Origin of the sequence: Hydrogenophaga sp. NH-16 (assembly GCF_004006415.1) — a bacterium.
GTDB classification, from domain to species: Bacteria; Pseudomonadota; Gammaproteobacteria; order Burkholderiales; family Burkholderiaceae_C; genus Hydrogenophaga; species Hydrogenophaga pseudoflava.
This window is the reverse complement of the sequence record NZ_CP029344.1, coordinates 3,645,380-3,670,825: the sequence shown is the minus strand read 5'-3', so window position 1 is coordinate 3,670,825 and position 25,446 is coordinate 3,645,380. Positions and strand designations below refer to the sequence as shown.

The window sequence follows — 25,446 nt, the reverse complement described above, 5'->3', positions numbered from 1 at the left end:
GGCCAGGTCGGCGGGCAGTTTACCAGCCGGCCACCGGCGGCCGGCGGCCACGCGGTGTCCACATGTGTCGGGCACACTGCGCGCCATGGATGCGCACGATACCCCCCCTGGTTCCTCCGCCTGGCGCCCCGGGCTCTGGTGGCGCATGACCCGGCCGGCCTTCCTTCTGCTGACCGTGGTGGCCTGTGCGCTGGGCACCGCCACGGCCTCGGCCTGCGGCTGCGGGCTGGACCTCCCGCTGGCCATCGGTACCACGGCGCTGGCGGTGATGGCGCACGCCGCCGGCAACGTGCTCAACGACCTGCACGACGCGCGCAGCGGCGCCGACGCCGGCAACACCGGTGGCCTCTTTCCCTTCACCGGCGGCTCGCGCCTGATCCAGAACGGCGAGACCAGCGAGCGCGAGACCGCCGATCTGGCCAGGGCCCTGTTGCTGCTGCTGGTGCCCGGCGGCCTGCTGCTGGCGGTGAAGGCGGGGGGCGGTGTGATCGGGCTGGGGCTGGCCGGCCTGCTGCTGGTCTGGGCCTATTCGGCGCCGCCGCTGAAGCTGATGTCGCGCGGCCTGGGCGAACTCACCGTGGCGCTGGCCTGGTTCCTGGTGGTGCTGGGTGCCGATTTCGTCCAGCGGCGCCAGTTCTTCGTGATCCCGGCCAGCGTGGCCCTGAACTTCGCGGCCATGGTGGCGGCCTTGCTGCTGATCAACGGGGTGCCGGACGCTGCCGCCGACGCCCTGGTCGGCAAGCGCACGCTGGCGGTCCGGCTGGGCCCCACCGGCGCCTGGGCGCTGTACACCGCGCTCACGCTCGGGGCACACGCGTGGCTGGCGGCATCGGTGTGGCTGCTGATTCCGCCAGCGCCTGCGCTGGGGGGGCTGGTCTCGCTGCCGCTGTCGTTGTTCGCCTCGGGCTGGCTGTCCCACCACCGGCACCAGACCGTCCGTCTGCGCCCGGCCCTGGCCGCGACGGTGGCGGCCACCTTGCTGCACGGCCTGGGCATGGCGGCCGGTTTTGCCTGGCTGGGCTGGAACCACTGAGAAGTTTTCAACAACTCTGTTGATAACTTTTTAAGAACACCATGGTTATCCACAATCGAAGCGGCTGTCGCCAAGTTGTTCCTTTTTCGACTGAACAGCGTCAGAACTTTTCGAACAGTGTTTTAAGGCCTTCAGAGGTTTGATTTCAAAAGGAAAAACAGACTTGTCCACACCAGAAGCCGCCCTCTACTACTACAACGAATTAGAGATATTGGAATAGTTAAACAAGATAGGGACAAAAAAAGCGCCGCCGGAAGGGGTTCCGGGGCGCTTTTTGACGGGTGTTCAGCCGCGCTGGTGGCCGTTCAGAGGGTGTGGGTGACGAGCTTGAAGTCCGGGTCTTCCGCGAAGGGCTTGATCTGGAAGCCCAGGCCCTTCATGAGCTTGAGCATGCCGGGGTTGTTGGCCAGCACCAGGCCCTCGATTTCGGCCAGCCCCTTGTCCCGGGCCTCTTCCATGATGCTGAGCATCAGGCGCGATCCCAGGCCCTTGCCGTTGAAGTCGTCGGCCACCACCAGCGAGAACTCGCAACTCGATTTGTCCGGGTTCGTGATGTAGCGCGAGACACCGACGACGCGCTCGGTCTCGACGAACTCGCCCCCGTCGGCGACCTTGCGCTCGCGGTGGATGGCCACCAGGGCCATTTCGCGGTCGTAGTCGATCAGGGTCAGGCGCGAGAGCATGGACGGCGGCAGCTCGGTCATGCTGGAGACGAAGCGGTAGTAACGGCTCTCGGGCGAGAGGTTCTGCACCAGGTCCTGCAGCATCTGGGCGTCGTCCGGGTGGATCGGGCGGATGGTGTACTCGCCGCCGCCGCGCAGCGGCCAGACCTGCTCGTAGCGCGCCGGGTAGGGCAGGATGGCCAGGTGGGCGTAGTTGCGCGCCGTGGCCGGCGCGCTCTCGATCACGATGCGGGCGTCCACCGCCACCGCGCCGTCCTCGTCGACGATGATGGGGTTGATGTCCATCTCGCGCAGCTGGGGCAGCTCGCAGACCATCTCGGAGACGCGCAGCAGCACGTGTTCCAGCGCGTCCATGTCGACCGCGGTGGCGCCGCGCCACTCGCCCAGGGTGTCGGCCACGCGCGAGCGCTCGATCAGGCGGCGCGCCAGGAACTGGTTGAGCGGCGGCAGCTCCATGGCCTGGTCGCCGATCAGCTCGATCATGGTGCCGCCGGCGCCGAAGGCGATCACCGGGCCGAAGGGGTCGTCGGTCTTGAGGCCGATGTAGAGCTCGCGGCCGCGCTTGCTGCGGGCCATCTTCTGGATCGTCACGCCGTTGATCCGGGCGCCGGGCTGCAGCCTGGCCACGCTCTGGATCATGGTGTTGTAGACGTCGCGCACCGCGGTCGCGTTCATCACGTTGAGCGCCACGCCGTTGACGTCGCTCTTGTGGCTGATGTCGGGCGAGTCGATCTTGAGGGCCACCGGGTAGCCCAGCTGGGTCGCGATCATCATGGCCTCGTTGGGCGAGCGCGCCAGGATGGTCTGGGTGACCGGGATGTGGAAGGCCGAGAGCAGGGCCTTGGACTCCATCTCCGTCAGCACCTTGCGGCGCTCGGTCAGCACGTTCTCGATGATCAGGCGCGCGCCCTCGATGTCGGGGTTGGCCAGGGTGGAGAGCGGCGGCGGCGTCTGCTGCAGCAGCTGCTGGTTCTGATAGAAGCTGGCGATGTTGCCGAAGGCGCCCACCGCTGCCTCGGGCGTGCGGAAGCTTGGAATGGCGGCCTTGCCCAGCACCTCGCGCGCCTCGCCGACGGACGCATCGCCCATCCAGCAGCACAGCAGGGGCTTGTTCATGCGCGCCTTGGCCTCGGCCATCACGCGCGCCACGTCGGTGGCGTCGACGCCGGCCTTGGGCGAGTGCACCACCAGCACGCCGTCGACCGAGCGGTCCTGACCGGCGGCGTGGAGGGCGGCCAGGTAGTGTTCGGCGACGGCTTCTTCGGACAGGTCGACCAGGTCGCTCAGCGATGCCAGCGGGGGCAGCTTGGGCTTCAGTTCGGCCATGGTCTCGGGCGAGAGCTTGCCCAGCTGCAGCGCGATCTCGCTGACCCAGTCGGCCGCCAGCACGCCGGGGCCGCCGCCGTTGGTGATGATGGCCAGCCGCTTGCCCACCGGGCGGTAGCGCGAGGCCAGGCACTTGGCGGCCGAAAACAGTTCGACGAAGGAGCGCACCCGCACCGCACCCGCGCGGCGCAGGGCGGCGTCGAACACGTCGTCGCTGCCGACGATGGCACCGCTGTGGGTCTGGGCGGCCTCGTTGCCGGCGGTCTTGCGGCCGGCCTTGAGCACCACCACCGGCTTGGCGTTGGCGGCGGCGCGCAGCGCGCTCATGAAGCGGCGCGCGTTGGAGATGCCTTCAAGATAGACGACGATGCTGTGCGTTTGTGCGTCGGACGCCAGGAAATCGAGCACCTGGGCGATGTCGACCGAGGTCTTGGGGCCCAGTGAGACCACGGTGGAGAAGCCGACGCCGTTCTGGGTGGCCCAGTCCAGGATGGACGAGGTCAGGGCGCCCGATTGCGACACCAGGGCCAGCGGGCCGACGGCCGCCAGCGGACCGGCGACGCTGGCGTTCAGGCCGCTGCGCGGGCGCTGGAAGCCTAGGCTGTTGGGGCCGAGCAGGTGCATGCCGTGGCGCCGCGCCACCTGGTGCATCTCGCCCGCGATCTCGGCGTTGGCACCGCTGCCCACCACCAGGGCGGCCTTGCACTTGATGCGGCCGGCCACTTCCAGCGCCGACAGGGCCTCGGCCGGCGGCAGCGCGATGATGGCCAGGTCGGCCCGGGTCTGGGCCAGGTCGGCCAGGGTGCCGCTGGTGTGGATGTCCAGGAAGACCAACGTGCCCGAGAAGCGCTGGCCGGTCAGCGCGGCGCAGAGGGTGCGCGCGTGGGCGATCTGGCTGTCCGGGTCTTCGTGGTTGCCGGCGAAGACGGCGATGGACTCGGGCTGGAAGAGGGGGGTGAGGTAGTGTTTGTCCATATTTCTTTCAGTCGGCCCCGATGAGGACCCTGACATGTGCGGCCACGCTGCGGGCCAGGGGGCTGAGCACGTAGCCACCTTCGAGGCAGGAGATGACACGGCCGTGGCAGTGTTTTTCGGCGACTTTCATCAGTTGTTGTGTCACCCAGGCGTAGTCGGCCTCGACCAGGCCGAGGTTGCCCATGTCGTCCTCGCGGTGGGCGTCGAAGCCGGCGGAGATGTAGACCAGCTGGGGCCGGAAGGCCTCGAGCGCGGGAAGCCAGTGCTCCATGACCGCGGCGCGAAAGGCGTCGCTGCCTGAGCGGCTGGGCAGGCCGACGTTGACCATGTTGGGTCCCACCGCCTGCTCGCCGTTGAAGGGGTAGAGGCCCTTCTCGAAGATCGAGCACATCAGCACCCGTTCGTCGCCGCGGAAGATGTCTTCGCTGCCATTGCCGTGGTGCACGTCGAAGTCGATCAGCGCCACGCGCTCCAGGTGGTGCACGTCCAGCGCGTGCCGGATGCCGACGGCCACGTTGTTGAAGAAGCAGAAGCCCATGGCGGCCGAGCGTTCGGCGTGGTGGCCGGGCGGGCGGATGTTGCAGAAGGCGGTGGGGGCTTCGCCGGCCAGCACCAGGTCGGTGGCCTGCACGGCCGCACCGGCGGCGCGCAGCGCGGCCTGCAGGGTGTGGGGGCACATGTTGGTGTCCGGGTCGACCGCGCGCAGGCCTTCGGTGGGCGCGGCATCGAAGATTTCCTTGACGTAGAGCGAGGCGTGGGCGCGGCCGAGCTGCTCTTCGGTGGCCAGCGGCGCGTCGTAGGGCACCATGTAGTCCAGCAGCCCCTTGACCAGCAGGTGGTCGTTGATGGCGCCCAGGCGTTCCGGGCACTCGGGATGGTGCGCGCCCATGTCGTGGCGGGCGCAGTCGGCGTGGCTGATGAAGGCGGACAGCATGGTTCGGGTCTCCTCGGGGCGGCGGATGCCTGCCGGGCGACTGCGCGCCCGTGCAGATTGACTTGTGTCAATCTAGACCCGAAGCCTGACGGCTGCCTTGACGCAACGCAACCAGAACAAGCAGGAACCCCTTGGCTCCTTTCCAGAATGCGGCGGAACTGGCTTCGCCAGGCCGCTCGCATTGCCCCCTGGGGGGTGACGCCGAAGGCGGCGCGGGGGGGTTAACGGAGCCCGGTGAGAGAAGCCGCGACCGCCCGCTTGAAAGGGGTGAAGCGCTCCCCGAGTTCCACCATGCCGCGGCGCAGCCAGCGCGCGGGCACGTGTTCGCGCGTGTAGAGGGTCGCCACGGCGTGGGTGGCCATGTAGAGGCCGCGCGCGGCGCGCTGGTGGACCAGCTGGTAGCGCTCCAGCAGCTGGGGCGAGGCGATGTCCTGGCCGTTGCGGTGGGCCTGGATCAACGCCTTCGACAGGGTGTCGATGCTGCGCAGGCCGAGGTTGAAGCCGTGCGCGGTGACCGGGTGCATGCCGACGGCGGCGTCGCCCACGACGGCGAAGCGCTGGGCCACGAAACGCCGCGCCCACACCCCCACCAGCGGGTAGGCGTGGCGCGTGCTGATCAGACGCATGTCGCCCAGCTGGCCACCGAAACGGCGCGTCATTTCGAGACCGAAGGCAGCCTCGTCCAGGCCCAGCAGCGGCTGGATGGCCTGGTGCGGCAGGGTCAGCACCACCGAGGAACGCGGACGGCCGCTGACCGGGTCGGGGTTCATCGGCAGCAGGGCCAGGGTCTGGCCGTGGTCGAACCACTCCCAGGCGGTCTCTTCGTGCGGCCGCTCGTGGGTCATGTTGCAGACCAGCATGGTGCGGCCGTAGTCGTGCATGTCGGCGGCGATGCCCATGGCGCGGCGGGTGCCGGAGTGGCGGCTGTCGGCGGCCACGACCAGGCGGGCCGACAGGGTCTCGCCGCTGGCCAGGGTCAGGCGGGCCGACTGGGCGTCGGTCTGGATGCCAGTGACCTGCTGGCCGCAGCGCAGCTGGGGCGCCGGCCCCTCGCCGTCGCCCATCGCGGCCTCGAAGGCGGCGCGGCGGATGTGGTGGTTGGCAACCAGGAAGCCCAGCTCGGACTTCGGGCTGAGGTCGTGGCCGATGCGCATGCGCGACTGCGCCCTGCCAAAGCCGCCGTCGAGCACCAGCGCGTCCTTCAGCGGCGCGATGTTCTCGTCGCCGAGCCGCGGCCACAGGCCCAGCTGGCGCAGCTGTTCGGCGCTGTGCTGGGTCAGCGCGATCTCGCGGCCGTCAAAAGCGGGTTTCTGCAGCGATTCGAGGGGGCTCTGTTCGATCAGGGTGGTGCGCAGGCCGCTGCCGCGCAGCGCCCGGGCCAAGCTCAGGCCGGCCGGCCCGGCGCCCACGATGAGGAGGTCGTGTTCCATGGCGCGGCAGCTTACGTGTGTGCCACGGCCACGGGATTGACTCAGGTCAACGGGCACAAAAAAGCCCCGGCGAACCGGGGCTGTGAGGGCTGAGGAGAACCGTTCAATGTAGGCTGTGACGCATCAACTGGCCTTGGCACCGGGGCCGTCGCAGCCCATGCCGCCGCCCATGGCGCCCATGCCGCGGTGGCCGCCGTGGCCGCCTTTTCCGCCCATGCGGTGTTCACCCTTCATGCCGGCGCGGTGGAAGCCGCCGTGGGCCTGGGTGTCGAACACCTTCTGCTGCTCGGGCGTGAGCGCGGCGTAGAAAGTCTTGACCGTCTCGATGCGCTTGGCCATCGCGGCATCGCGCTCGGCGCGCAGCGCCTGCATCTTGTCCAGGCGCTGCGGCGTGGTCAGCTGGCTCCAGTCTTCCCGGGCCATGCCGGGCGCGCCGGCTGGCGGGTTCGGCGCGGTGCCGGCGACGTAAGCGTTCCAGGCGGCTTCCTGCGAGGCGGTGATCTTCAGGGCCGACTTGAGCTGCGCCTGGTGTTCGGCGTGGCGCTTCTGCATGCGCTCCAGGCGCTGGGCGCGGCGCTCTTCCCACTGCTTGCTCTCGGCTCCGGCCTGGGTCCCCTGGCCGCGCTGGCCCATGTGCTGGGCGTGCATCTGCGGGTCCATGCCGTGGTGCTGGCCCATGCCCTGGGCGATGGCGGTGGCCGAGACGCCTGCGATGCCGGCGAGGATGGCGGCGACGACGAGGCTGCGTTTGGCGAAGGGTTTCATGCGTAGGCTCCTTGAGGTTGAGGGGGCGGACACCGGGGCGGGATGCCAGGGTGCCATGGGTTCAGTGTCATACCCCCGTGTGTACCGTTGTCTGCCCTTGTGATGCTGTCCGGTAAAGATTTGTTCCAGTACCGGCGCGCTGGGGAGCAGGGGGTTTGATCCTCGTCAAGGATGGGCCAGGTCGTCCAGGATCGGGCAGTCGGGCCGCTCGTCGCCGGGGCAGTGGCACAGCAGGGTGTGCAGGCTGCGCTGCATGGCCTGCAGCGCCTCGATGCGCTGGGCCAGATCGTCGTGGTGTTTCTGGGCAATGCGCTTGACGCTGGCGCTGCTGCGCCGCCGGTTGTGCCACAGGCTCACCAGCTCGGTGATGGCGTCCAGCCCGAAGCCCATGTCGCGCGCGCGGCGGATGAAGCGCAGCGTGTGCACATCGGCCAGGCTGTACTGGCGGTAGTTGCTGCCGGTGCGCGCCACCGCGCCCAGCAGGCCCAGCGACTCGTAGTGGCGCAGCATCTTGGGCGAGATGCCCGAGAGCTGCGCGGCGGTGCCGATGCTGACCGGCCAGCGGATGGTCGCGTCCTGGGCGGTGTCGCTGTCCGACACCGGAGTGCCGGCCGGATCGGATTTCATGCGGCGACCTGGTATCCCTCTTCCCGGATGGCGGCCGCCACCGCTTCGCGCGGCTGGGCGGTGTTCACCTCGACGAGGTTCTGCGCGCGGTCGATCTTGACCTCGGCCTGCGGGTCCAGGGTCTTGATGGCCGTCTGCACGGCGCGTTCGCAGTGGCCGCAGGTCATGCCCTGCACGGTGAAGGTCTGTTGGCTCATGGAGTGGCTCCAGGGTTGAAAGGCATCATCTTCAGGCTTGACACGGTGTTAAGGTCAAGCAATTGGTGAGCAGACGATACACCTTGTGGCTTGACCTTCCCATGGTGGGAAAGCTTATAAACGGGTTCCCCCTGCGCCGCTTCGCGTCTTCCCCCTTGGGGACCTTGCCAGTGGCCCGGCAGAGCCGGTTCCACGGCAAGTGCTTGAACAAAAACCATGAACACCCCTGTTGCTGCTATTTCCGACGACACCTGCCAGATCGACCTGGGCATCGGTGGCATGACCTGCGCCTCCTGCGTCTCGCGCGTGGAGAAGGCCTTGCGCAAACACCCGGGCGTGGAGGCGGCGACGGTGAACCTGGCGACCGAGTCGGCGCGCATCGTCTACCGCGGCAGCGACGCCACCCACGCCGCGGCGCTGATGCGGCGCGCGGTGCGCGATGCGGGCTACGAGCCGCGGGCCATGGACGCGCCCGAGGTGGAACAGGATCGTCTCTGGGGGCTGCCGGCGGACCTCTGGCCGGTGGTGATCGGCGCGCTGCTGTCGGCGCCGCTGGCCCTGCCCATGGTGGGCGACCTGTTCGGCAAACACTGGATGCTGCCGGCCTGGATCCAGTTCCTGCTGGCAACGCCGGTGCAGTTCTGGCTGGGCGCGCGCTTCTACAAGGCCGGCTGGCACGCGCTCAAGGCCCTGACCGGCAACATGGAGCTGCTGGTGGCCATCGGCACCACGGCAGCCTGGGCGCTGTCCACCTGGCTGTGGTTCAAGGCCGAACCTGGCGAGATGGTGCACCTCTACTACGAGGGCGGCGCGGTGGTGATCACCCTGGTGCTGCTGGGCAAGTGGCTGGAGGCGCGCGCCAAGCGCCAGACCACCGACGCGATTCGCGCGCTGCACGCGCTGCGGCCGGAAAGGGCCCATCTGGTGCCCGATGGCGTCAAGCGCACCGAGATGAGCGATGTGCCGGTGGACGAACTGCTGGCGGGCGACATCGTGCGCGTGCTGCCCGGCGAACGTTTTCCGGCCGACGGCGAGCTGCTGCTGGGCGAGACCCAGGCCGACGAATCCATGCTGACCGGCGAGGCGATGCCCGTGCCCAAGCGCCCGGGCGACCGCATCACCGGCGGCTCGCTCAACGGCGAGGGCTCGGTCGAGATCCGGGTGAAGGCGGTGGGCGCGCAGAGCGTGCTGGCCCACATCATTGCCCTGGTGCAGGACGCGCAGGCCGGCAAGGCGCCGGTGCAGCGCATGGTGGACCAGGTGGCGGCGGTGTTCGTGCCGGTGGTGCTGGTGATCGCGCTGGTCACGCTGGCGGGCTGGCTCTGGACCGGCGCGCCGATGGAGGACGCCCTGCTGCACGCGGTGGCGGTGCTGGTGATCGCCTGCCCCTGTGCGCTGGGCTTGGCGACGCCCGCGGCCATCATGGCGGGCACCGGCGTGGCGGCGCGCCACGGCATCCTGATCAAGGACGCACAGGCGCTGGAGATCGCGCACAAGGTGGACACCGTGGCCTTCGACAAGACCGGCACGCTGACGGTGGGAAAACCGCGCCTGCTGCTGATCGAGGCAGTGTCCGGGGCCGACGAGGAGGCGGTGCTGGGCGCGGCGGCGGCGCTGCAGGCGCAGAGTGCCCACCCGCTGGCGCATGCGGTGCTGGAGGCGGCCACGGCGCGCGGCCTGGTGGTGGCCGCCGACGCGGCCCGGGAGGTGCAGGCGGTGACCGGCCGCGGCACGCTGGGGCAGATCAAGGGCGTGACCCTGGCGCTGGGCAGCCTGCGCTGGATGGACGAACTGGGTGTGCCGCTGGGGCCGCTGGCGCTGTCGGTGCACCGGCACCAGGCCGATGGCGCCACGGTGTCGCTGCTGGCCAGCCGTGCGGGCGAGGACCAGCCCTGGTCGGCCCTGGCCCTGCTGGCCTTCGGCGACGAGCCCAAGCCCGGTGCGGCCGGGGCGCTGGCGGCGCTCAAGGCCCAGGGGTTGAAGACCTACATGGTCTCGGGCGACAACCGCGGCGCGGCCGAGGCCATGGCGCGGCGGCTGGGCATGGATGTGGACGGCGGTGCGGTGATCGCCGAGGTGCTGCCGGGCGACAAGGCGGATATCGTCAAACGCCTGCGCGAAGAAGCGGGGGCCGGTCACACACACACCGTGGCCATGGTGGGCGACGGGGTCAACGACGCGCCGGCCCTGGCCGCCGCCGACGTGGGCATCGCCATGGGCAGCCGCGAAGGCGGGTCCGACGTGGCCATGCACGCGGCCGGCATCACCCTGATGCGCGGCGACCCGGCGATGGTCCCGGCGGCGCTGGACATCTCGCGCCGCACGGTGAGCAAGATCCGGCAGAACCTGTTCTGGGCCTTCGCCTACAACGCGGCCGGCATCCCGCTGGCGGCGCTGGGCTACCTGAGCCCGGTGCTGGCCGGCGCGGCGATGGCGCTCAGTTCGGTCAGCGTGGTGAGCAACGCGCTGCTGCTCAAGCGCTGGAAGCCCGGGCGCTGAGGCGGTGGCGGACGGTCACTGCCGCACGGCGTCGGCCGTGCGTTCGGGCGCCTGCACAGGAGTGGCCGGCGCCTCCACCAGGGGCTGTGCGGGCCGGTAGCCGTCGAGCGCCTGCCGGGTGTCCAGTTCGCGCATCTGGCTGAAGCCGTTCTGGAACAGGATCTTCTGCCCGTCGTTGCGCAGCTGGACGCGGGTGACCTCGCCCAGCGCGGCGCGGTGCTCCAGCAGGTAGTGGTGCGACGACTCGGCGATGCGGTCGATCTGGTCGCCGCTGAACCGGCCACCCGTGCGCAGGCCGTCCACCATGCGCTGCAGGGAGGCCGAGCTGGTGGCGTCCAGCGCCGGCGCAATGCCCAGCGCCTGCAGGGTGGGGTGGTCGCCAAAGCCGGTCGGGGCGAGCCGGTGTTCGCGCTGGAACTCGGTGAGCAGGCGCTCGGTGCCCGCGCCGAAATCGCTGTCGTCCTTGAGGGACTTGCCGTTGCGCTGCAAGGCCTGCTGCAGCAGCCGGACCTCGTTGCCCTGGTCCCCGCGGTCGAGCACCGACGGGTCGTTGACATCGCGCCGGTAGGCGGCGAGGGCGGTCTGGATCTCGGGGATGTGGCGTTCTTCGGAAGGGCGGTAGCGGTCGCTGGCCACCTGGCGGTGCGCGGCTTCCATCGCCAGCGCGTTGCCGGGTTTCTGGAAGTTCTCCTGGTACTGGCGGGCGAGTTCGCCGGCTTTGTCCGCGTCGTAGTTGGGCACCGAACCGTTCAGTTCGGCCACTTTGTTCATGAACCTCTCATAGTCCGCTCCCCCCTTCAACGAACCGACCAGTTCCCGGTACGAGGCAGGGTGCTGGTTGGCGTTCTTTGCGAGGATGCACAGCACCTCGAAGCGGCGCTGTTCCGGAATGTGTTGGCCATGCTGGTCGATGACCTCCTTGGCTGCGTCGGCCACCGCCTGGACCTGTGGAAAGTCGATGTTTCTGTGAATCCACTGCTTTCCTGCATCTGAACCCGCCCAGGCGTTGAAGGTGTCCCGGTGCTCGGCGGAGATGAACCGAATGGAAGGTCGGTTCCGCTGGCCGTTGCCATGACTGAGCAGATCGCTTCTCAGTTCAGCGAGGCCGGCCCTGTCGTCGGGGAAGGGCAGCTGGTGGGTACGGGCATAGGCCGAAGTCTGGGTGATCACCGCATCCACATAGGTGGTCTCTCCGGGCAGGAGAGACCTGCCGTTCACGGCTCCCAATGGCCAGGTGCCACGCTGCCCGAGGTCGACCTGGATGGACCCGAGCGAATAACCACTGTTCGCTGCTACGGCAGAGACGGTTCCCCATTCCTGGGGGCCCACCCCGGCGACGCTCAAGCGGTACGAGGCAGGGCCTCCTTCGGTGCCTCGTCCCACGACGAAGTACACCGCTCCGGCACGTTGTGCCGCGTCATTGATATCGATGTGTTTCATTGTCTTTCCCCCTGAATCGGTCTCTCTGGACCGTGGTGCTTATTTGCCGAGCCTGGTGATGGTCAGGTGGCGTTGCAGCTGCTGGCGACGCTGTGCGGTCCAGCGGATTTCGTTCTCATCGACTCCCATGTCCAGTCCCTGCGGGTCGTAGACGCTCTGTGCCAGGGTGCCTTCCTGTTCGATGAACGTCTTCCATGCGTTCTGGGACTTCGTCAGCTCGGCCCGCTGCGACTCGTTCAGCTGTCTGGCCAGGGCTTCGTACAACTGGTTCAGCTGATCCTTCTGCCAGGCCAGCTCTTTCTGGATGCACGGCGCCTGCTCCACGCGCCCGTTGGCCTTCTTCATACAGTCCAGGTAGGTCTTGCTTTCCAGCAGCCCGAGCGGGGGCGGGGCTTCCGGGGTTTCGCTGGCGGTGGTGGCGCAGCTGGCGGCGCCCAGGGACAGGGCGAGGAGGGCGATTCGGATGGGTTTCATGGTGGGTGGTGTGACAGCGGTGGACAGAACCAGGCAAGGCCCGGGAACCCCAAAAATGCTAGCACTTTGGTATGCAACGACTTGTAAGACCCACCCCCTTCGGCGGGTGCCGCCCCGCGAGGCTTGACATGTATCAAACCCCCTGGCACCCGGTTCCGCCATATTCGGGGAACCATTCGCCGACCGGACGGTCGGCTATGCACAGCCGGAGACAACACCCATGACCCACGAAGCCCTGCGCGTCATTCGCGAAGAACACGCCACCCTGGCAGCCATGCTGCAGTCGCTGATGCAGCTGGTGCGGCGCGGGCCCGAGGTCAACGGCCTGGACGATTCCAGCCGCTTTTTTGATGTGCTGCGCGCGATGCTGTTCTACATCGACGAGTTTCCCGAACGTCACCACCACCCCAAGGAGTCGGACCTGCTGTTCCCGCGCGTGGTCAAGGCCGCGCCGCACACCATGGCCACCATCGACCAGCTGGAGCGCGACCACCTGCGCGGCGAGCCCCGGGTGCGCGAACTCATGCACATGCTGGTGGCCTGGGAGTTGCTGGGCGACGGGCGCCGGGCGGCCTTCGTCGACGAGGTCACGCGCTATGTCGACTTCTATCTGGAGCACATGCGGCTGGAAGAGACCGTGATCCTGCCGGAGGCCGAGCGCCACCTCACCGAAACCGACTGGCACGCGCTCAACGCCGCCTTCGCGACCAACCAGGACCCGCTGAACGGCCGCATTCCGCGCGACCCGCAGTTCGACCGCCTGTTCACCCGCATCGTGATGAAGGCGCCGGCGCCGGTCGGTCTCGGCGGGTAAGGCATGGCCCCCACGCTCCGCCGCTGACGCGGGTCGCTGCCCCCCGAGGGGGCGCGAATTCAGCTTGGGAGCGGCCCTGCGCTGAATTCGGAGCCCCCACGCCCCACCGCTGCGCGGGTCGCGGCTGCCTTGGCGCGCCACAATGGGCGGATGCCTCTTTCCTTGCCTCACGACCCCATTCCCTATGGGCGCCTGGCCCTGGCGCTCTCGCTCGGTGCGGCGGTGTCGCTGGGCATCACACGCTTTGCCTACGGGCTGCTGCTGCCACCGATGCGCGAGGACCTGGGCTGGAGCTATGCGCTGGCCGGGTCGATGAACACGGCCAACGCCGTGGGCTACCTGCTCGGCGCGATGGCCATGGCCCGGCTGCTGCAGCGCACGTCGCCCAGCCGGCTGTTCGTGGTCGGGGCCGTGCTGGCCACGCTGTTCATGGCGGCCAGCGGCTTTTTCACCAGTGCCGCGGCGCTGCTGCTGCAGCGGCTGCTGGCGGGTGTGGCCAGCGGCCTGGTGTTCAGCACCGGTGGCCTGCTGGCGGCGCGGCTGGGGACGCGGCAGCCACAGCGCAGCGGCCTGCTGCTGGGCCTGTACTACGGGGGCACGGGCATCGGCATCGCGCTGTCGGCGCTGGGGGTGCCGCTGGTGCTGGACATGGCGCAGGGACGGCCGCACGCCTGGTCCTGGGGCTGGTGGGCGATGGCGCTGCTGTGCGCGGGCGCCACGGCGCTGATGGTCTGGCCGGCCCGCGTGCTGGACCGGCTGGAGGCCACGCCGCCGCAGGCCGCCAGCGGTGCCGCCGGGTCCACGGTGTCGCTGCGCCCCTTCCGCTGGCGCGACTTTGCCTTCGGCCTGCTGGGTTACATGGGCTTCGGCATCGGCTACATCGGCTACATGACTTTCGTGATCGCGCTGCTGCGCGAGCAGGGCGCCAGCGCGGCGGCGGTGTCCACCTTCTACGCGCTGCTGGGCCTGGCGGTGATCGCGTCCTCGCGCATCTGGGCCGGCCTGCTGGACCGCCACCGCGACGGCCAGCCGCTGGCGCGGCTGAACGCGCTGCTGGGGGTGGCCGCCATCGTGCCGGCACTCACCACCGCCTGGCCGCTGCTGCTGGCCTCGGGGCTGCTGTTCGGCGCGGTGTTCCTGTCGGTGGTGGCCAGCACCACGGCCCTGGTGCGCCACAACCTGCCGCCGACGCAGTGGGCGGCAGGCATCAGCGCCTTCACCGTGACCTTCGCGGCCGGGCAGATCGTCGGCCCCACGGTGGTCGGCGTCATCGCCGACGGCCCCGGGGGCCTGGCGCGCGGCCTGGTGTTCTCGGCCGGCGCGCTGTGGCTGGGCGCACTGCTGGCCTTGCGACAGCGTGCCCTCTGAGGTTTATTTGGCCAGACCCTCGGCCTTGAGGGCTGCCTGCACCGCCGGGCGGGCACCCACGCGGGCCCGGTAGGCATTCAGGTTGGCCAGGCCGCTGATGTCCACGCCGACGAAGGCGGCCCAGTTGGTGACGGTGAACAGGTAGGCGTCGGCCACGCTGAAGGCGTCACCCAGCAGGTACTGCTTGCCGGCCAGTTCGCCGTCGACCCAGGCCAGGCGCTGCTCCAGGCGGTCCTTGAAGGACTGCTTGGCTTCGGCGGGCATGGCCGGGTTGAACAGGGGCGAGAAGCTCTTGTGCAGCTCGGTGCCGATGAAGGTCAGCCACTCCATCAGGCGGTAGCGGCCCAGGGTGCCGTAGGCCGGGGCGAGGTTCTTCTCGGGCGCCTGGTCGGCGATGTACTGGACGATGACCGGGCCTTCGCGCAGCTTCTCGCCGTCGGCCATCACCAGCAGCGGCACATAGCCCAGCGGGTTGATGGTGTAGTAGTCGGTGCCGTCGGGCAGCTGGTGGGTCTTGGTCGGGGCCGGGATGGCCTCGAAGGGCTGGCCGGACTCGTGCAGCACGATGTGGGGCGAAAGCGAGCAGGCGCCGGGCGAGTAGTAGAGCTTGAGCATGGGAGTCTCCTTGGGGGATGAACGACGAAAGCGGGTGATGCTATCGGGCCGCCGGAATTTCTGCAGGGCGCGGGCCTGGCCCGACGCGCAGGGCCTCAAGTGGATCTGTCAAGTTGAACGTATCAATGTATCTTTCGAGCCACTTGGGCCCTTGCCGCCCGCCACTTCCTCCAAGCCATGGCCACCGGTCAATTCGCCTTCGCCGTCAACACCAACCGCTTTCTCGCCTGCGAACCGCTGGCGGACCAGCCCTTCGCCATCTCGGGCGTGCCCTACGACGGTGTGGTGACCAACCGGCCTGGGGCCCGCTTCGGTCCGCAGGCGATCCGCGCCGCCAGCCTGATGCTGTGCGACGGCATCCACCCGGTGTTCGACGTCTCGCCGCTGGAGCTGCTGGGCGACGCGCTGGACATGCGCCTGCCCAACGCCTCGCCGCTGCCCGAGGTGCGCGCGCACATCGAGCGGCAGGCGGCCGAGCTGATGGCGAAGCACCACTGCGTGTTCCTCGGCGGCGACCACTCGGTCACGCTGTCGCTGCTGCGCGCCGCCAAGGCGCGCCACGGCGAGGCCCTGGCCTGCGTGCACTTCGACGCCCACTGCGACACCTGGACGGACCACTTCGGCGAGCCTTCGGGCCACGGCACCTGGACCTATGAGGCGATCCAGGAGGGCCTGATCAGCGCCGAACACACGGTGCAGATCGGCATCCGATCGGCCGGCGTGCGCGCCGCGCGCGAGTACGTGGCCGACCAGGGCGGGCAGATCTTCACGGCGCGGGCGCTGCGTGGTCTGGACGGCGCGGCGCTGGGTCCCGTGCTGGCAGCGATCCGCGAGCGCATCGGCGACCGGCCCTGTTACCTCACGCTGGACATCGACGTGCTGGACCCGGCCTTTGCGCCAGGCACCGGCACACCCGAACCGGGCGGCCTGACCAGCGCCCAGGTGCTGACCTTCATCGAGGAACTGGCCGGGCTGAACTGGGTGGGCATGGACTGCGTCGAGGTCGCGCCGGCCTACGACCACGCCGAACTCACCACCAACGCGGCCGCCACCTTCGTGTGGAGCTACCTCTGCGGCCAGGTCGCAAAACGTTGACCATGTTCGCGCGATCTCTCACCGGCTCCGACACCCAGCTCAACCAGAAGAGCTACTACGAGGCCAGCGTGGTCCGGCCGGCGGCCTGTGCGCCGCTGGAAGGGGCGGTCGAGGCCGACGTGGTGGTGGTGGGCAGCGGGTTCGCCGGGCTGTCGGCGGCGCTGGGGTTGCGGCAGAAGGGGTTGAGCGTGGTGCTGCTGGAGGCCGACCGCATCGGCTCGGGCGCTAGCGGCCGCAACGGTGGCCAGGCCATCGTCGGCTACGCCAGCGGCCAGGGACCGTTCGAGGCGCAGCTGGGCGCGGCGGACGCGCAGCGCGCCTGGGACCTGTCGGTGGAGGCGGTGGAACTGATCGAGCAGCGCATCGCGGCGCACGGTATCGATTGCGACTGGCGGCGCGGCTACACCTACGTCGCCGATTCGCCAAAGAAGGCGCGGGCCCTGCACGAAGAATTCGAGGACCACAGCCGGCGCGGCGTGGCCTGCGACTGGGCCGAGGGCGCGGACGTGGCGCGCTTCATCCGCAGCCCGCGCTACGTGGCGGCCTTCCGCGAAAACACCTCGGGCCACCTGCACCCGCTCAAGTACGCGCTGGGCCTGGCCCAGGCGGCGCGGGCGGCGGGCGTGCGCATCCACGAGCACTCGCCCGTGACGGGGCTGGACCGCGGCCGCACGCTGGTGGCGCGCACCGCCCGAGGCCAGGTGACGGCGCGCTTTGGCGTGCTGGCGGGCAACTGCATGCTGCCGGAGTTCGGGCCGGCGGTGGCGCCCGAGATCGCGCCGCGCATCATGCCGGTGGGCACCTACATCGTCGGCACGGCGCCGCTGGACCCTTCGCTGTGCGAGCGCCTGATCCCCGGCAACGCGGCGGTCTGCGACAACAACTTCGTGCTCGACTACTTCCGCTTCAGCGCCGACCACCGGATGCTGTTCGGTGGCCGCGTGAGCTACACCACCATGACCCCGCCCGACCTGAAGGGCGTGATGGCGCGGCGCATGGGCGCCGTGTTCCCCGAGCTGAAAGCTGCGCCGGTGGAGTACGTCTGGGGCGGTTTCGTCGACATCAGCATGAACCGCGCGCCCGACTTCGGGCGGCTTGGCGACAACCTCTACTACCTGCAGGGCTTCAGCGGCCACGGCGTGGCGCTGACCGGCCTGGCCGGCCAGATGGTGGCCGAGGCGGTGGCAGGGCAGGCCGGCCGCTTCGACCTGTTCGCGCGCCTGAAGCACCACGCGTTTCCGGGCGGCCCGCTGCTGCGCACGCCCACGCTGGCGCTGGGCATGCTCTGGCACCGCATGAAGGATGTGATCGGCTGATGCGCCGGCGGCTCAGGCCTTGAGCGCCTGCTGCACCGCGGCGGCCAGCAGCGGCCCGCCGCGCGCGATGCCCGCCAGTGGCGCGTAGCCGTAGCCGATCACCAGGCCCTTGAGGTCCTGGCGCGCCAGGCAGTAGGCCGAGAGCGGGCGCACCGTCAGACCCTGCTGCGCGATGCGCTGGGCCAGCGCGCGGTCGTCGGTCTGGGCCGGCAGGCGCAGGCACAGGTGCAGGCCCTGTTCGGCGCCGCTGATGAAGGGGCCCTCCTGGCCGGCGGGGGCGAGCACCGGTTTGAGCGCCTCCAGCAGGCACTGGCGGCGCTCGCCGTAGGTCTGGCGCGCGCGGCGCAGCGCGCTGCTGAAGTGGCCCATCTCCATGAACTCGGCCAGCGCCGCCTGCAGCGGCATCTGGCCCGGCCGGTTGAGGTCGTAGTGGGCCTGGCGGAACGCCGCCACCAGCGGCTTGGGCACCACCAGGTAGCCCAGCTTGATGCCGGGGTAGAGCACCTTGGAAAAGGTGCCCATGTAGAGCACGCGGCCGTCGGTGTCCAGGCCTTCGAGGCTGCTGATCGGCGGGCCGGAGAAGCGGTACTCGCTGTCGTAGTCGTCCTCCAGCACCCAGGCGTTGTGCGTGCGTGCGGTGGACAGCAGCTGGTGGCGCCGCGGCAGGCTCATCACTGCGCCGCTGGGGTACTGGTGCGAGGGCGTCAGGTAGATCAGGCGCGGCGGCTTGGCGTCGTCGGCCGCCGACGGCCGGATGCCCTCGTCGTCCACCGGCACCGGGTGCAGGTCCAGGCCGGTGGCCATGAAGGCCTTGACCGCGCCCCAGTAGGCCGGGTCTTCCACCCAGACGGTGTCGCCGTGGTCGGCCAGCAGGCGGGCGCAGAGTTCGAGCGACTGCTGGGTGCCGGTGGTGACGATGACCTGGTCGGCGTCCAGCTGCACGCTGCGGAACACGCGCAGGTAGTCGGCGATGGCCCGGCGCAGCGGCGCATAGCCGCCCGAGCTGTTGTAGTCCAGCATGTCCGGGTAGGTCATGCGCCAGTGTTTGTTCTGCAGCCGCTGCCAGAGCGTGAGCGGGAAGGCGCTGAAGTCGGCGATGCCGGGCGTGAAGGGCTGGACCTCCAGTTCGGTGGCGCAGAAGCGGGTGGCCAGGGCCTGGCCGCGCGCCGACATGCGGGGCGCCGGGGCGGGGCTGCGCACGCCCGTGAGGCCCGGATGGCGGCCGGGCGTGGCGCGTGGCACGCTGTCGTTCACATAGGTGCCGCTGCCGACCCGGCTGACCAGATAGCCCTCCACCGAGAGCTGGTTGATGGCTGCCACCACCGTGTTGCGCGAGAGGTTCAGGTCCTGCGCCAGGTCGCGGCTGGAGGGCAGGCGCTCGCCCGGGCCGAGCTTGCCGTCGAGCATGGCGCGGCGCAGCGCCTCGTAGAGCTGGCGGTGCAGCGGCAGCGCGTCCTGCGCGCCCAGGCGGTGCATTTCGGCGAGGAGGAATTCGGACAGCATGCGGGTGTGGGCGGGCCATGACAGCGGTCAAATGGCACCATCTTGTTTTAACAAATGGCCCTGATTGTGATCCAATTGCCTCGCCACAATCAAGTCTGGAGCTTCAAAGCCATGAATTCATCACCCTGCATGGTCTGGCTGCCGGCCGACCACCGCCTCATGGGCGACCACGGCCACCAGATGCCCTTCCTGCTGCTGGGCGACAAGTACGCCCGGGCCGTCAAGGTCGGCGCCGAGTGCCAGCCGGTCATGTTCCCGCTGGCCGACGCCGGGCAGATTCCCGAGCTGCTGCCGCTGGTCGACGGCGTGATGCTGACCGGCTCACCCTCCAATGTGCACCCTTCCCATTTTGACGAGGACGTGGCCGATCCCAGCCTGCCGCTGGACCCGGTGCGCGACTCGCTGACGCTGGCGCTGATCAAGGCCTGCGTGCACGAGGGCGTGCCGCTGCTGGGCATCTGCCGCGGCTTCCAGGAGATCAATGTGGCCCTGGGCGGCACGCTGCACCAGCGGGTGCACGAGGTGCCCGGCCGGATGGACCACCGCGAGTCCAAGACCGCGCCGTTCGAGGTGCAGTACGCACCCAGCCACCCGATCCGGCTGGTGCCGGGCAGCGTGTTCGAGACCTGGGCCGGCGGCCCCGAGGTGATGGTCAATTCGCTGCACGGCCAGGGCATCAGCAAGCTCGCCCCCGGGCTGGACGCGCTGGCCCACGCGCCCGACGGCCAGGTGGAGGCGGTGGCGGTGCAGGGCGCCCGCACGTTTGCCTACGCGGTGCAGTTCCACCCCGAATGGCGCTGCTGGGAAAACCCCTTCTACACCGCCATCTTCCAGGCCTTCGGCAAGGCCTGCCGGCAGCGCCGCAGCCTGCGGCTGCAGGCCGCCGACCTGGCGCGACACACACCGGCCTGACGGTCTCGAGACGGTCCGGCCCGACAGAATCAACACAGAGAGACAGCACTTTATGAACCAGCCGATCACCAGTCCCCAGACCTTCAACGACCTGGAGCAGTGGCTCAACCAGAACCGCGTGACCGAGGTCGAATGCCTCGTGCCCGACCTGACCGGCGTGGCCCGCGGCAAGATCCTGCCGCGCGAGAAGTTCACCGAAGATCGCGGCATGCGGCTGCCGCAGGGCATCGTGGCCATGGGCGTGACGGGCGAGTTCCCGGCCAGCGGTCCCTACTACGACGTCATCGAGCCGACCGACCGCGACATGCAGCTGCGGCCCGACCCGGCCACGGTGCGCATCGTGCCCTGGGCCACCGACCCCACCGCACAGGTGATCCACGACTGCTTCGACCACACCGGCAAGCTGGTGCCGTTTGCGCCGCGTTCGGTGCTGCGCCATGTGTGCGACCTCTACGCCGCCGAGGGCTGGGACCCGGTGCTCGCGCCCGAGCTGGAGTTCTACCTGACCGCGCGCAACACCGACCCCAACACCCTGCTGCGCCCGCCCATCGGTCGCAGCGGCCGCGCCGAGACCTCGCGCCAGGCGTATTCGATCGACGCGGTGAACGAGTTCGACCCGCTGTTCGAGGAGATCTACGACTACTGCGACAAGATGCAGCTGAACGTGGACACGCTGATCCACGAGATCGGCGCCGGCCAGATGGAGATCAACTTCTTCCACGCCCACCCGCTGGGCCTGGCCGACGAGGTGTTCTTCTTCAAGCGCACGGTGCGCGAGGCCGCGCTGCGCCACGACATGTACGCCACCTTCATGGCCAAGCCGATTGCCGGCGAGCCGGGCAGCGCCATGCACATCCACCAGAGCGTGGTGAACAAGCAGACTGGCAAGAACATCTTCAGCAAGGAGGACGGCAGCGCGTCCGACGCCTTCCACCACTACATCGGCGGCCTGCAGCGCTACATCCCGGCCGCCATGGCGCTGGTGGCGCCCTATGTGAACAGCTACCGGCGCCTGTCGCGCCACACGGCTGCGCCCATCAACATCGAGTGGGGCCACGACAACCGCACGGTGGGCATCCGCTCGCCGATCTCCAGCCCGCAGGCGCGGCGCGTGGAGAACCGCGTGATCGGTGCCGACGCCAACCCCTATGTGGCGATGGCGATGACCCTGGCCTGCGGCTATCTGGGCATGAAGAACCAGATCAAGCCCAAGCCGGAGATGCGCGGCGACGCCTACCTCTCGCCCTACGCGCTGCCGCGCAGCCTGGGCGAGGCACTCGACTGGCTGCGCCGCGAGACCGACCTGCACGAGGTGCTGGGCAAGGAGTTCATCACCATCTACACCGAGATCAAGGAGCTGGAGTTCGAGGAGTTCATGAAAGTCATTTCTCCCTGGGAACGCGAACATTTGTTGCTGCACGTCTGATCTGAAAGAAAGCGATACGCCATGAACACCTCCACACTCATCGCCCCACCCGCCCTGGTCCGCCGCGCCGAGCAGCAGGACACCAAGGCCATCCAGGCGCTGGACAGCGCGCACTACATCCATCCCTTCACCGACCACGGTGACCTGGCCACGCGCGGCGCGCGCGTGATGACCCACGCCGACAACATCTACGTCTGGGATTCCGAGGGCAAGAAGGTGCTCGACGGCATGAGCGGGCTGTGGTGCGTCAACGCCGGCTACGGCCGCAAAGAGCTGGCGGACGCGGCCTACCAGCAGATGATGACGCTGCCCTTCTACAACAGCTTCTTCCAGACCACCAACGTGCCGGCGGTGCAGCTGGCCACCAAGCTGGCGGCGCTGGCGCCCAAGGTGGGCGACCGCAGCTTCAACCACGTGTTCTTCAGCAGCAGCGGCAGCGAGAGCAACGACACCAACGTGCGCATGGCGCGCCGCTACTGGGACCTGATGGGCCAACCCCAGCGCAAGGTCATCATCAGCCGCCACAACGCCTACCACGGCAGCACCATGGCCGGCGCTTCGCTCGGCGGCATGAGCGGCATGCACGCGCAGGGCGACCTGCCGATCCCCAACATCACCCACATCGAGCAGCCGCACTACTGGGAGAACGCGCGCGCCGGCGAAACCCCGGCCGAGTTCGGTGTGCGCGCGGCCCGCTGGCTGGAAGAGAAGATCCTGGCCATCGGCCCTGACAAGGTGGCGGCCTTCATCGGCGAGCCGGTGCAAGGCGCCGGCGGCGTGATCATCCCGCCCGAGACCTACTGGCCCGAGATCCAGCGCATCGTCGACAAGTACGGCATCCTGCTGATCTCCGACGAGGTGATCTGCGCCTTCGGCCGCCTGGGCCACTGGTTCGCCTACGAGAAGTTCGGCATGAAGCCCGACCTGGTGACCTTCGCCAAGGGCGTGACCAGCGGCTACATCCCGCTGGGCGGCGTGATGGTGGGCAACCGCGTGGCGGACGTGCTGATCGCCAAGGGCGGCGAGTTCAACCACGGCTACACCTACAGCGGTCACCCGGTGGCCTGCGCGGTGGCGCTGGCCAACCTGGAGCTGATGGAGCGCGAGGGCCTGGTGGACCGGGTCAAGAACGACACCGGCCCCTACCTGGCCCAGCGCTTCGCCGAGCTCAAGGACCACCCGCTGGTGGGCGAGGCCGAGACCTGCGGCTTCGTGGCCGGGCTGGTGCTGGTCAGGGACAAAGTCAAACGCACCATGTTCGACCCCGACCTGGCGGTGGGCATGATCTGCCGCGGCCACTGCTTCAGGAACGGCCTGATCATGCGCGCCGTGGGCGACCGCATGATCATCGCGCCCCCGCTGGTGATGACCCGGGCGCAGATTGACGAGATGATGGGTCTGATCCGCCTCTGTCTGGATGCGACGCTGGACGATTTGCGCTCGCAGGGCCTGCTCGGCTGACCGAGCCGATGCGATTGTTTGTTACAGTAAATGACGCCCCAGTTTGGGGATAAAGTTGGTCTGCTATTTGCTTGTTCAACGCAAGCGTTGAAGCAGGGTGTCTGTACATCAACCGTTGGGAATTATTCCCCTCATACCTGGAGCGTTCCTCATCATGAAGAAGCAAGTCCTGGCCCTGGCCATCACAGCCGTCCTGCTGGCCGCCTGCGGCAAGAAGGAAGAGCCCGCGCCCGCGCCGGCCGCCCCGGTCGCCGCCGCCCCGGCGCCCGCCGCCGAACCCGCCAAGCCGGCCGGCCCGGTGTTCGACGACGAGAAAGTCCTGAACATCTACAACTGGCCCGACTACATCCCCGAGGGCATGATCGCCACCTTCGAGAAGGAAACCGGCATCAAGGTCAACTACGACACCTTCGAGACCAACGAGGCCCTGCATGCCAAGCTGGTGGCCGGCAACTCCGGCTATGACATCGTCGTGCCCGGCACCGTGTTCGCCAAGCCCCAGATCGAGGGCGGTCTGCTGCAGCCGCTGAAGAAGGACCAGATCCCCAACCTGGCCAACCTGGACGGCGAGTTCATGAAGACGCTGACCAAGGCCGACCCGGACAACCAGCACCTGGTGCCTTGGGGCTGGGGCTTCACCACCGTGGGCATCAACAAGACCAAGCTCGAGAAGGCCCTGGGCGGCATGCCCATGCCGGAAAACGCCTGGGACCTGGTGTTCAAGCCCGAGTACACCAGCAAGCTCAAGTCCTGCGGCATCGCCTACCTGGATTCGCCCACCGAGATCATCCCGGTGGCCCTGCACTACATCGGCAAGGACGCCTACTCGAACGACCCGGCCGACTACAAGGCCGCCAACGAGATGCTGGCCAAGGTCCGCAAGGACATCCGCCTGTTCAGCTCGACCATGATCGACGACATCGCCGGCGGCAAGGCCTGCGCGGCCATCGGCTGGTCCGGCGACATCAACCAGGCCGCTGCCCGCGTGAAGGAAAACGGTGGCAAGGACGTGATCGAGGCCCTGCTGCCGAGCTCCGGCGCGCTGCTGTTTGTCGATGCCATGGCCATCACCAAGGACGCCAAGCACCCGAACAACGCAATGGCCTTCATCGACTACTTCCTGCGTCCCGAGAACGCGGCCGCCATGGCCAACGAGATGGGCTACCCCACCGGCAACAAGGCAGGCATGGACAAGGTCAACCCCGAGATCGCCGGCAACAAGACGATCTTCGTGGAGTCGGACTACATGGCCAAGATGATCCCGCCCAGCAGCTTCACCAACGAGGCGCGCGAGGCGATGTCCAACGCTTACAACAGCTTCAAGAAGGGCAAGTAAGCACCACCGGCACCCAGGCATAGCCTGCACGGGCTGTTCGTACCCTGCGTATGAACAGCCCTTTCTGTTTCTGAATCACCAACAACGAGGGGTCACCATGGCAGCAGCCGGCACGCAAGAAGGCTATCTGGTCACGGAAAAACTGGTCAAGCGGTTCGACGAGGCGGTGGCTGTCGACGAGGTCTCGCTGTCCATCGGCAAGGGCGAGATCTTCGCCCTGCTGGGCAGTTCGGGCTGCGGCAAGTCCACGCTGCTGCGCATGCTGGCCGGCTTCGAGACGCCGACCAAGGGCCGCATCCTGCTCGGTGGTCAGGACGTGGCCAACATGCCTCCCTACGAGCGGCCGGTGAACATGATGTTCCAGAGTTACGCGCTGTTCCCGCACCTGAACATCTGGGAGAACGTGGCGTTCGGCCTCAAGCGCGAGGGCCTGCCCAAGGACGAGGTGGCCCGGCGCACCGACGAGATGCTGGCGCTGGTGCAGCTCACGCCCTATGCCAAGCGCAAGCCGCACCAGCTTTCGGGGGGGCAGCAGCAGCGCGTGGCGCTGGCGCGCAGCCTGGCCAAGAAGCCCAAGCTGCTGCTGCTGGACGAGCCGCTGGGCGCGCTGGACAAGAAGCTGCGCGAGCAGACGCAGTTCGAGCTGGTCAACATCATCGAGAAGGTGGGCGTGACCGTGGTGATGGTGACGCACGACCAGGAAGAGGCCATGACCATGGCCAGCCGCATCGCCGTCATGAGCAAGGGCCGCGTGCTGCAGGTGGGCACGCCGCAGCAGATCTACGAGTACCCGGGCAACCGCTTCGTGGCCGACTTCATCGGCAACGTCAACCTGTTCGACGGCAAGCTGACGCTGGACGAGCCCGACCGCTGCGCGGTGGGCACGGCGATCGGCGAGGTGCACGTGGGGCACGGCATCAGCGGCACCCTCGACATGCCGGTGGCGGTGGCGGTGCGGCCCGAGAAGATCGAGATCGCCAAGGAGCGCCCATCCCACATCGACCACAACCTGTTCGCCGGACGGGTCAAGGAAATCGGCTACTTCGGGTCGTACAACAACTACATCGTGGTCACGCCACAGGGCACCAAGGTGAAGATCACCGAGCCCAACGGCTCACGCCACGAACTGCTGGACATCACCTGGGAGGACGACGTGTTCTTCTGGTGGGACGACCTCGACGCCGTGGTGCTGCGCGACTGAACCCGAACCGAGGAGC

Annotated in this window: 21 protein-coding genes; 11 read left to right on the top strand and 10 right to left on the bottom strand. The window is 68.7% G+C overall.

Annotated features, from left to right (window positions below; all coding sequences use genetic code 11):
• Nucleotides 1–85 precede the first annotated feature (85 nt).
• The gene (locus DD542_RS17730) at nucleotides 86–1,033 is read left to right on the top strand and encodes a prenyltransferase (RefSeq protein ID WP_206610687.1); all 948 of its coding nucleotides are present in this window, start codon (nucleotides 86–88) and stop codon (nucleotides 1,031–1,033) included.
• Nucleotides 1,034–1,338: 305 nt separating this feature from the next.
• Here the strand turns inward: DD542_RS17730 and DD542_RS17725 are convergent, their stop codons facing one another.
• The 6 genes from DD542_RS17725 to DD542_RS17700 form a co-directional block, all read right to left on the bottom strand.
• Nucleotides 1,339–4,017, bottom strand: a complete 2,679-nt coding sequence (locus tag DD542_RS17725) for a bifunctional acetate--CoA ligase family protein/GNAT family N-acetyltransferase (protein WP_079366359.1) — start codon at nucleotides 4,015–4,017, stop codon at nucleotides 1,339–1,341.
• Nucleotides 4,018–4,024: 7 nt separating this feature from the next.
• Complete coding sequence (locus tag DD542_RS17720; RefSeq protein WP_127806539.1) at nucleotides 4,025–4,951, bottom strand: histone deacetylase family protein; 927 nt, start codon at nucleotides 4,949–4,951, stop codon at nucleotides 4,025–4,027.
• Between the two features lie 221 nt (nucleotides 4,952–5,172).
• A complete protein-coding gene (gene ubiM, locus DD542_RS17715) occupies nucleotides 5,173–6,381 on the bottom strand; it encodes a 5-demethoxyubiquinol-8 5-hydroxylase UbiM (protein ID WP_127806538.1) in 1,209 nt (402 codons plus the stop codon).
• Nucleotides 6,382–6,504: 123 nt separating this feature from the next.
• On the bottom strand, nucleotides 6,505–7,146 hold the full coding sequence (locus DD542_RS17710; protein ID WP_164868425.1) for a Spy/CpxP family protein refolding chaperone: 642 nt from the start codon (nucleotides 7,144–7,146) through the stop codon (nucleotides 6,505–6,507).
• Nucleotides 7,147–7,311: 165 nt separating this feature from the next.
• Nucleotides 7,312–7,773, bottom strand: coding sequence for a Cu(I)-responsive transcriptional regulator (gene cueR / locus DD542_RS17705; RefSeq protein ID WP_127806536.1), 462 nt, complete (start codon nucleotides 7,771–7,773; stop codon nucleotides 7,312–7,314).
• A complete protein-coding gene (locus DD542_RS17700) occupies nucleotides 7,770–7,970 on the bottom strand; it encodes a cation transporter (RefSeq protein ID WP_066152097.1) in 201 nt (66 codons plus the stop codon). The genes cueR and DD542_RS17700 overlap by 4 nt, the downstream gene beginning before the upstream one ends.
• Nucleotides 7,971–8,186: 216 nt before the next feature.
• Here DD542_RS17700 and DD542_RS17695 point away from each other — a divergent pair, with 216 nt between their 5' ends.
• The gene (locus DD542_RS17695; protein WP_164868424.1) at nucleotides 8,187–10,469 is read left to right on the top strand and encodes a heavy metal translocating P-type ATPase; all 2,283 of its coding nucleotides are present in this window, start codon (nucleotides 8,187–8,189) and stop codon (nucleotides 10,467–10,469) included.
• A 15-nt stretch (nucleotides 10,470–10,484) separates the two neighbouring features.
• Here DD542_RS17695 and DD542_RS17690 read toward each other — a convergent pair whose 3' ends face one another.
• Entirely contained in the window at nucleotides 10,485–11,687 is a 1,203-nt protein-coding gene (locus DD542_RS17690) for a peptidoglycan-binding domain-containing protein (RefSeq protein WP_164868423.1), read from the bottom strand.
• 261 nt (nucleotides 11,688–11,948) lie between these two features.
• A complete protein-coding gene (locus tag DD542_RS17685) occupies nucleotides 11,949–12,383 on the bottom strand; it encodes a lysozyme inhibitor LprI family protein (RefSeq protein WP_164868422.1) in 435 nt (144 codons plus the stop codon).
• Nucleotides 12,384–12,603: 220 nt separating this feature from the next.
• Between DD542_RS17685 and DD542_RS17680 the strand changes: the two genes are divergently transcribed.
• Together DD542_RS17680 and DD542_RS17675 are read left to right on the top strand one after the other, a co-directional pair.
• Nucleotides 12,604–13,197: a hemerythrin domain-containing protein gene (locus tag DD542_RS17680; protein WP_127806535.1), complete on the top strand. Its 594-nt coding sequence runs from the start codon at nucleotides 12,604–12,606 to the stop codon at nucleotides 13,195–13,197.
• Nucleotides 13,198–13,347: 150 nt separating this feature from the next.
• Entirely contained in the window at nucleotides 13,348–14,565 is a 1,218-nt protein-coding gene (locus tag DD542_RS17675) for a YbfB/YjiJ family MFS transporter (RefSeq protein WP_127806534.1), read from the top strand.
• A 3-nt stretch (nucleotides 14,566–14,568) separates the two neighbouring features.
• Here DD542_RS17675 and gstA read toward each other — a convergent pair whose 3' ends face one another.
• Nucleotides 14,569–15,180, bottom strand: coding sequence for a glutathione transferase GstA (gene gstA / locus DD542_RS17670; protein ID WP_127806533.1), 612 nt, complete (start codon nucleotides 15,178–15,180; stop codon nucleotides 14,569–14,571).
• A gap of 177 nt (nucleotides 15,181–15,357) precedes the next feature.
• Here gstA and speB point away from each other — a divergent pair, with 177 nt between their 5' ends.
• Together speB and DD542_RS17660 are read left to right on the top strand one after the other, a co-directional pair.
• Nucleotides 15,358–16,275, top strand: coding sequence for an agmatinase (gene speB, locus DD542_RS17665; RefSeq protein ID WP_127806532.1), 918 nt, complete (start codon nucleotides 15,358–15,360; stop codon nucleotides 16,273–16,275).
• Nucleotides 16,276–16,277: 2 nt separating this feature from the next.
• Nucleotides 16,278–17,591, top strand: a complete 1,314-nt coding sequence (locus tag DD542_RS17660; protein WP_127806531.1) for an FAD-binding oxidoreductase — start codon at nucleotides 16,278–16,280, stop codon at nucleotides 17,589–17,591.
• A gap of 12 nt (nucleotides 17,592–17,603) precedes the next feature.
• Here DD542_RS17660 and DD542_RS17655 read toward each other — a convergent pair whose 3' ends face one another.
• On the bottom strand, nucleotides 17,604–19,094 hold the full coding sequence (locus tag DD542_RS17655) for a PLP-dependent aminotransferase family protein (protein WP_127806530.1): 1,491 nt from the start codon (nucleotides 19,092–19,094) through the stop codon (nucleotides 17,604–17,606).
• A 111-nt stretch (nucleotides 19,095–19,205) separates the two neighbouring features.
• On the opposite strand from DD542_RS17655, the gene DD542_RS17650 reads away from it, so the two are divergent.
• The 5 genes from DD542_RS17650 to potA all read left to right on the top strand — a co-directional run bounded on the left by DD542_RS17650 (nucleotide 19,206) and on the right by potA (nucleotide 25,430).
• On the top strand, nucleotides 19,206–20,006 hold the full coding sequence (locus DD542_RS17650) for a gamma-glutamyl-gamma-aminobutyrate hydrolase family protein (RefSeq protein WP_079366558.1): 801 nt from the start codon (nucleotides 19,206–19,208) through the stop codon (nucleotides 20,004–20,006).
• 52 nt (nucleotides 20,007–20,058) lie between these two features.
• Nucleotides 20,059–21,432 (top strand): glutamine synthetase family protein, encoded by a 1,374-nt coding sequence (locus tag DD542_RS17645; protein WP_079366371.1) that lies wholly within the window; start codon nucleotides 20,059–20,061, stop codon nucleotides 21,430–21,432.
• Between the two features lie 21 nt (nucleotides 21,433–21,453).
• Nucleotides 21,454–22,893 carry an aspartate aminotransferase family protein gene (locus tag DD542_RS17640; protein ID WP_127806529.1) on the top strand — a complete coding sequence of 480 codons (1,440 nt, stop codon included), beginning with the start codon at nucleotides 21,454–21,456 and terminating at the stop codon, nucleotides 22,891–22,893.
• A 154-nt stretch (nucleotides 22,894–23,047) separates the two neighbouring features.
• The gene (locus DD542_RS17635; protein ID WP_127806528.1) at nucleotides 23,048–24,229 is read left to right on the top strand and encodes an extracellular solute-binding protein; all 1,182 of its coding nucleotides are present in this window, start codon (nucleotides 23,048–23,050) and stop codon (nucleotides 24,227–24,229) included.
• A 97-nt stretch (nucleotides 24,230–24,326) separates the two neighbouring features.
• Nucleotides 24,327–25,430, top strand: a complete 1,104-nt coding sequence (potA, locus tag DD542_RS17630; protein ID WP_066152134.1) for a polyamine ABC transporter ATP-binding protein — start codon at nucleotides 24,327–24,329, stop codon at nucleotides 25,428–25,430.
• Nucleotides 25,431–25,446: the final 16 nt, after the last annotated feature.

Bases quoted from the DNA above. Each gene is read 5' to 3' on its own strand.
- DD542_RS17730 (WP_206610687.1), top strand. From the start codon at position 86: ATGGATGCGCACGATACCCCCCCTGGTTCCTCCGCCTGGCGCCCCGGG.
- DD542_RS17725 (WP_079366359.1), bottom strand. From the start codon at position 4,017: ATGGACAAACACTACCTCACCCCCCTCTTCCAGCCCGAGTCCATCGCC.
- DD542_RS17720 (WP_127806539.1), bottom strand. From the start codon at position 4,951: ATGCTGTCCGCCTTCATCAGCCACGCCGACTGCGCCCGCCACGACATG.
- ubiM (WP_127806538.1), bottom strand. From the start codon at position 6,381: ATGGAACACGACCTCCTCATCGTGGGCGCCGGGCCGGCCGGCCTGAGC.
- DD542_RS17710 (WP_164868425.1), bottom strand. From the start codon at position 7,146: ATGAAACCCTTCGCCAAACGCAGCCTCGTCGTCGCCGCCATCCTCGCC.
- cueR (WP_127806536.1), bottom strand. From the start codon at position 7,773: ATGAAATCCGATCCGGCCGGCACTCCGGTGTCGGACAGCGACACCGCC.
- DD542_RS17700 (WP_066152097.1), bottom strand. From the start codon at position 7,970: ATGAGCCAACAGACCTTCACCGTGCAGGGCATGACCTGCGGCCACTGC.
- DD542_RS17695 (WP_164868424.1), top strand. From the start codon at position 8,187: ATGAACACCCCTGTTGCTGCTATTTCCGACGACACCTGCCAGATCGAC.
- DD542_RS17685 (WP_164868422.1), bottom strand. From the start codon at position 12,383: ATGAAACCCATCCGAATCGCCCTCCTCGCCCTGTCCCTGGGCGCCGCC.
- DD542_RS17680 (WP_127806535.1), top strand. From the start codon at position 12,604: ATGACCCACGAAGCCCTGCGCGTCATTCGCGAAGAACACGCCACCCTG.
- DD542_RS17675 (WP_127806534.1), top strand. From the start codon at position 13,348: ATGCCTCTTTCCTTGCCTCACGACCCCATTCCCTATGGGCGCCTGGCC.
- gstA (WP_127806533.1), bottom strand. From the start codon at position 15,180: ATGCTCAAGCTCTACTACTCGCCCGGCGCCTGCTCGCTTTCGCCCCAC.
- speB (WP_127806532.1), top strand. From the start codon at position 15,358: ATGGCCACCGGTCAATTCGCCTTCGCCGTCAACACCAACCGCTTTCTC.
- DD542_RS17660 (WP_127806531.1), top strand. From the start codon at position 16,278: ATGTTCGCGCGATCTCTCACCGGCTCCGACACCCAGCTCAACCAGAAG.
- DD542_RS17655 (WP_127806530.1), bottom strand. From the start codon at position 19,094: ATGCTGTCCGAATTCCTCCTCGCCGAAATGCACCGCCTGGGCGCGCAG.
- DD542_RS17650 (WP_079366558.1), top strand. From the start codon at position 19,206: ATGAATTCATCACCCTGCATGGTCTGGCTGCCGGCCGACCACCGCCTC.
- DD542_RS17645 (WP_079366371.1), top strand. From the start codon at position 20,059: ATGAACCAGCCGATCACCAGTCCCCAGACCTTCAACGACCTGGAGCAG.
- DD542_RS17640 (WP_127806529.1), top strand. From the start codon at position 21,454: ATGAACACCTCCACACTCATCGCCCCACCCGCCCTGGTCCGCCGCGCC.
- DD542_RS17635 (WP_127806528.1), top strand. From the start codon at position 23,048: ATGAAGAAGCAAGTCCTGGCCCTGGCCATCACAGCCGTCCTGCTGGCC.
- potA (WP_066152134.1), top strand. From the start codon at position 24,327: ATGGCAGCAGCCGGCACGCAAGAAGGCTATCTGGTCACGGAAAAACTG.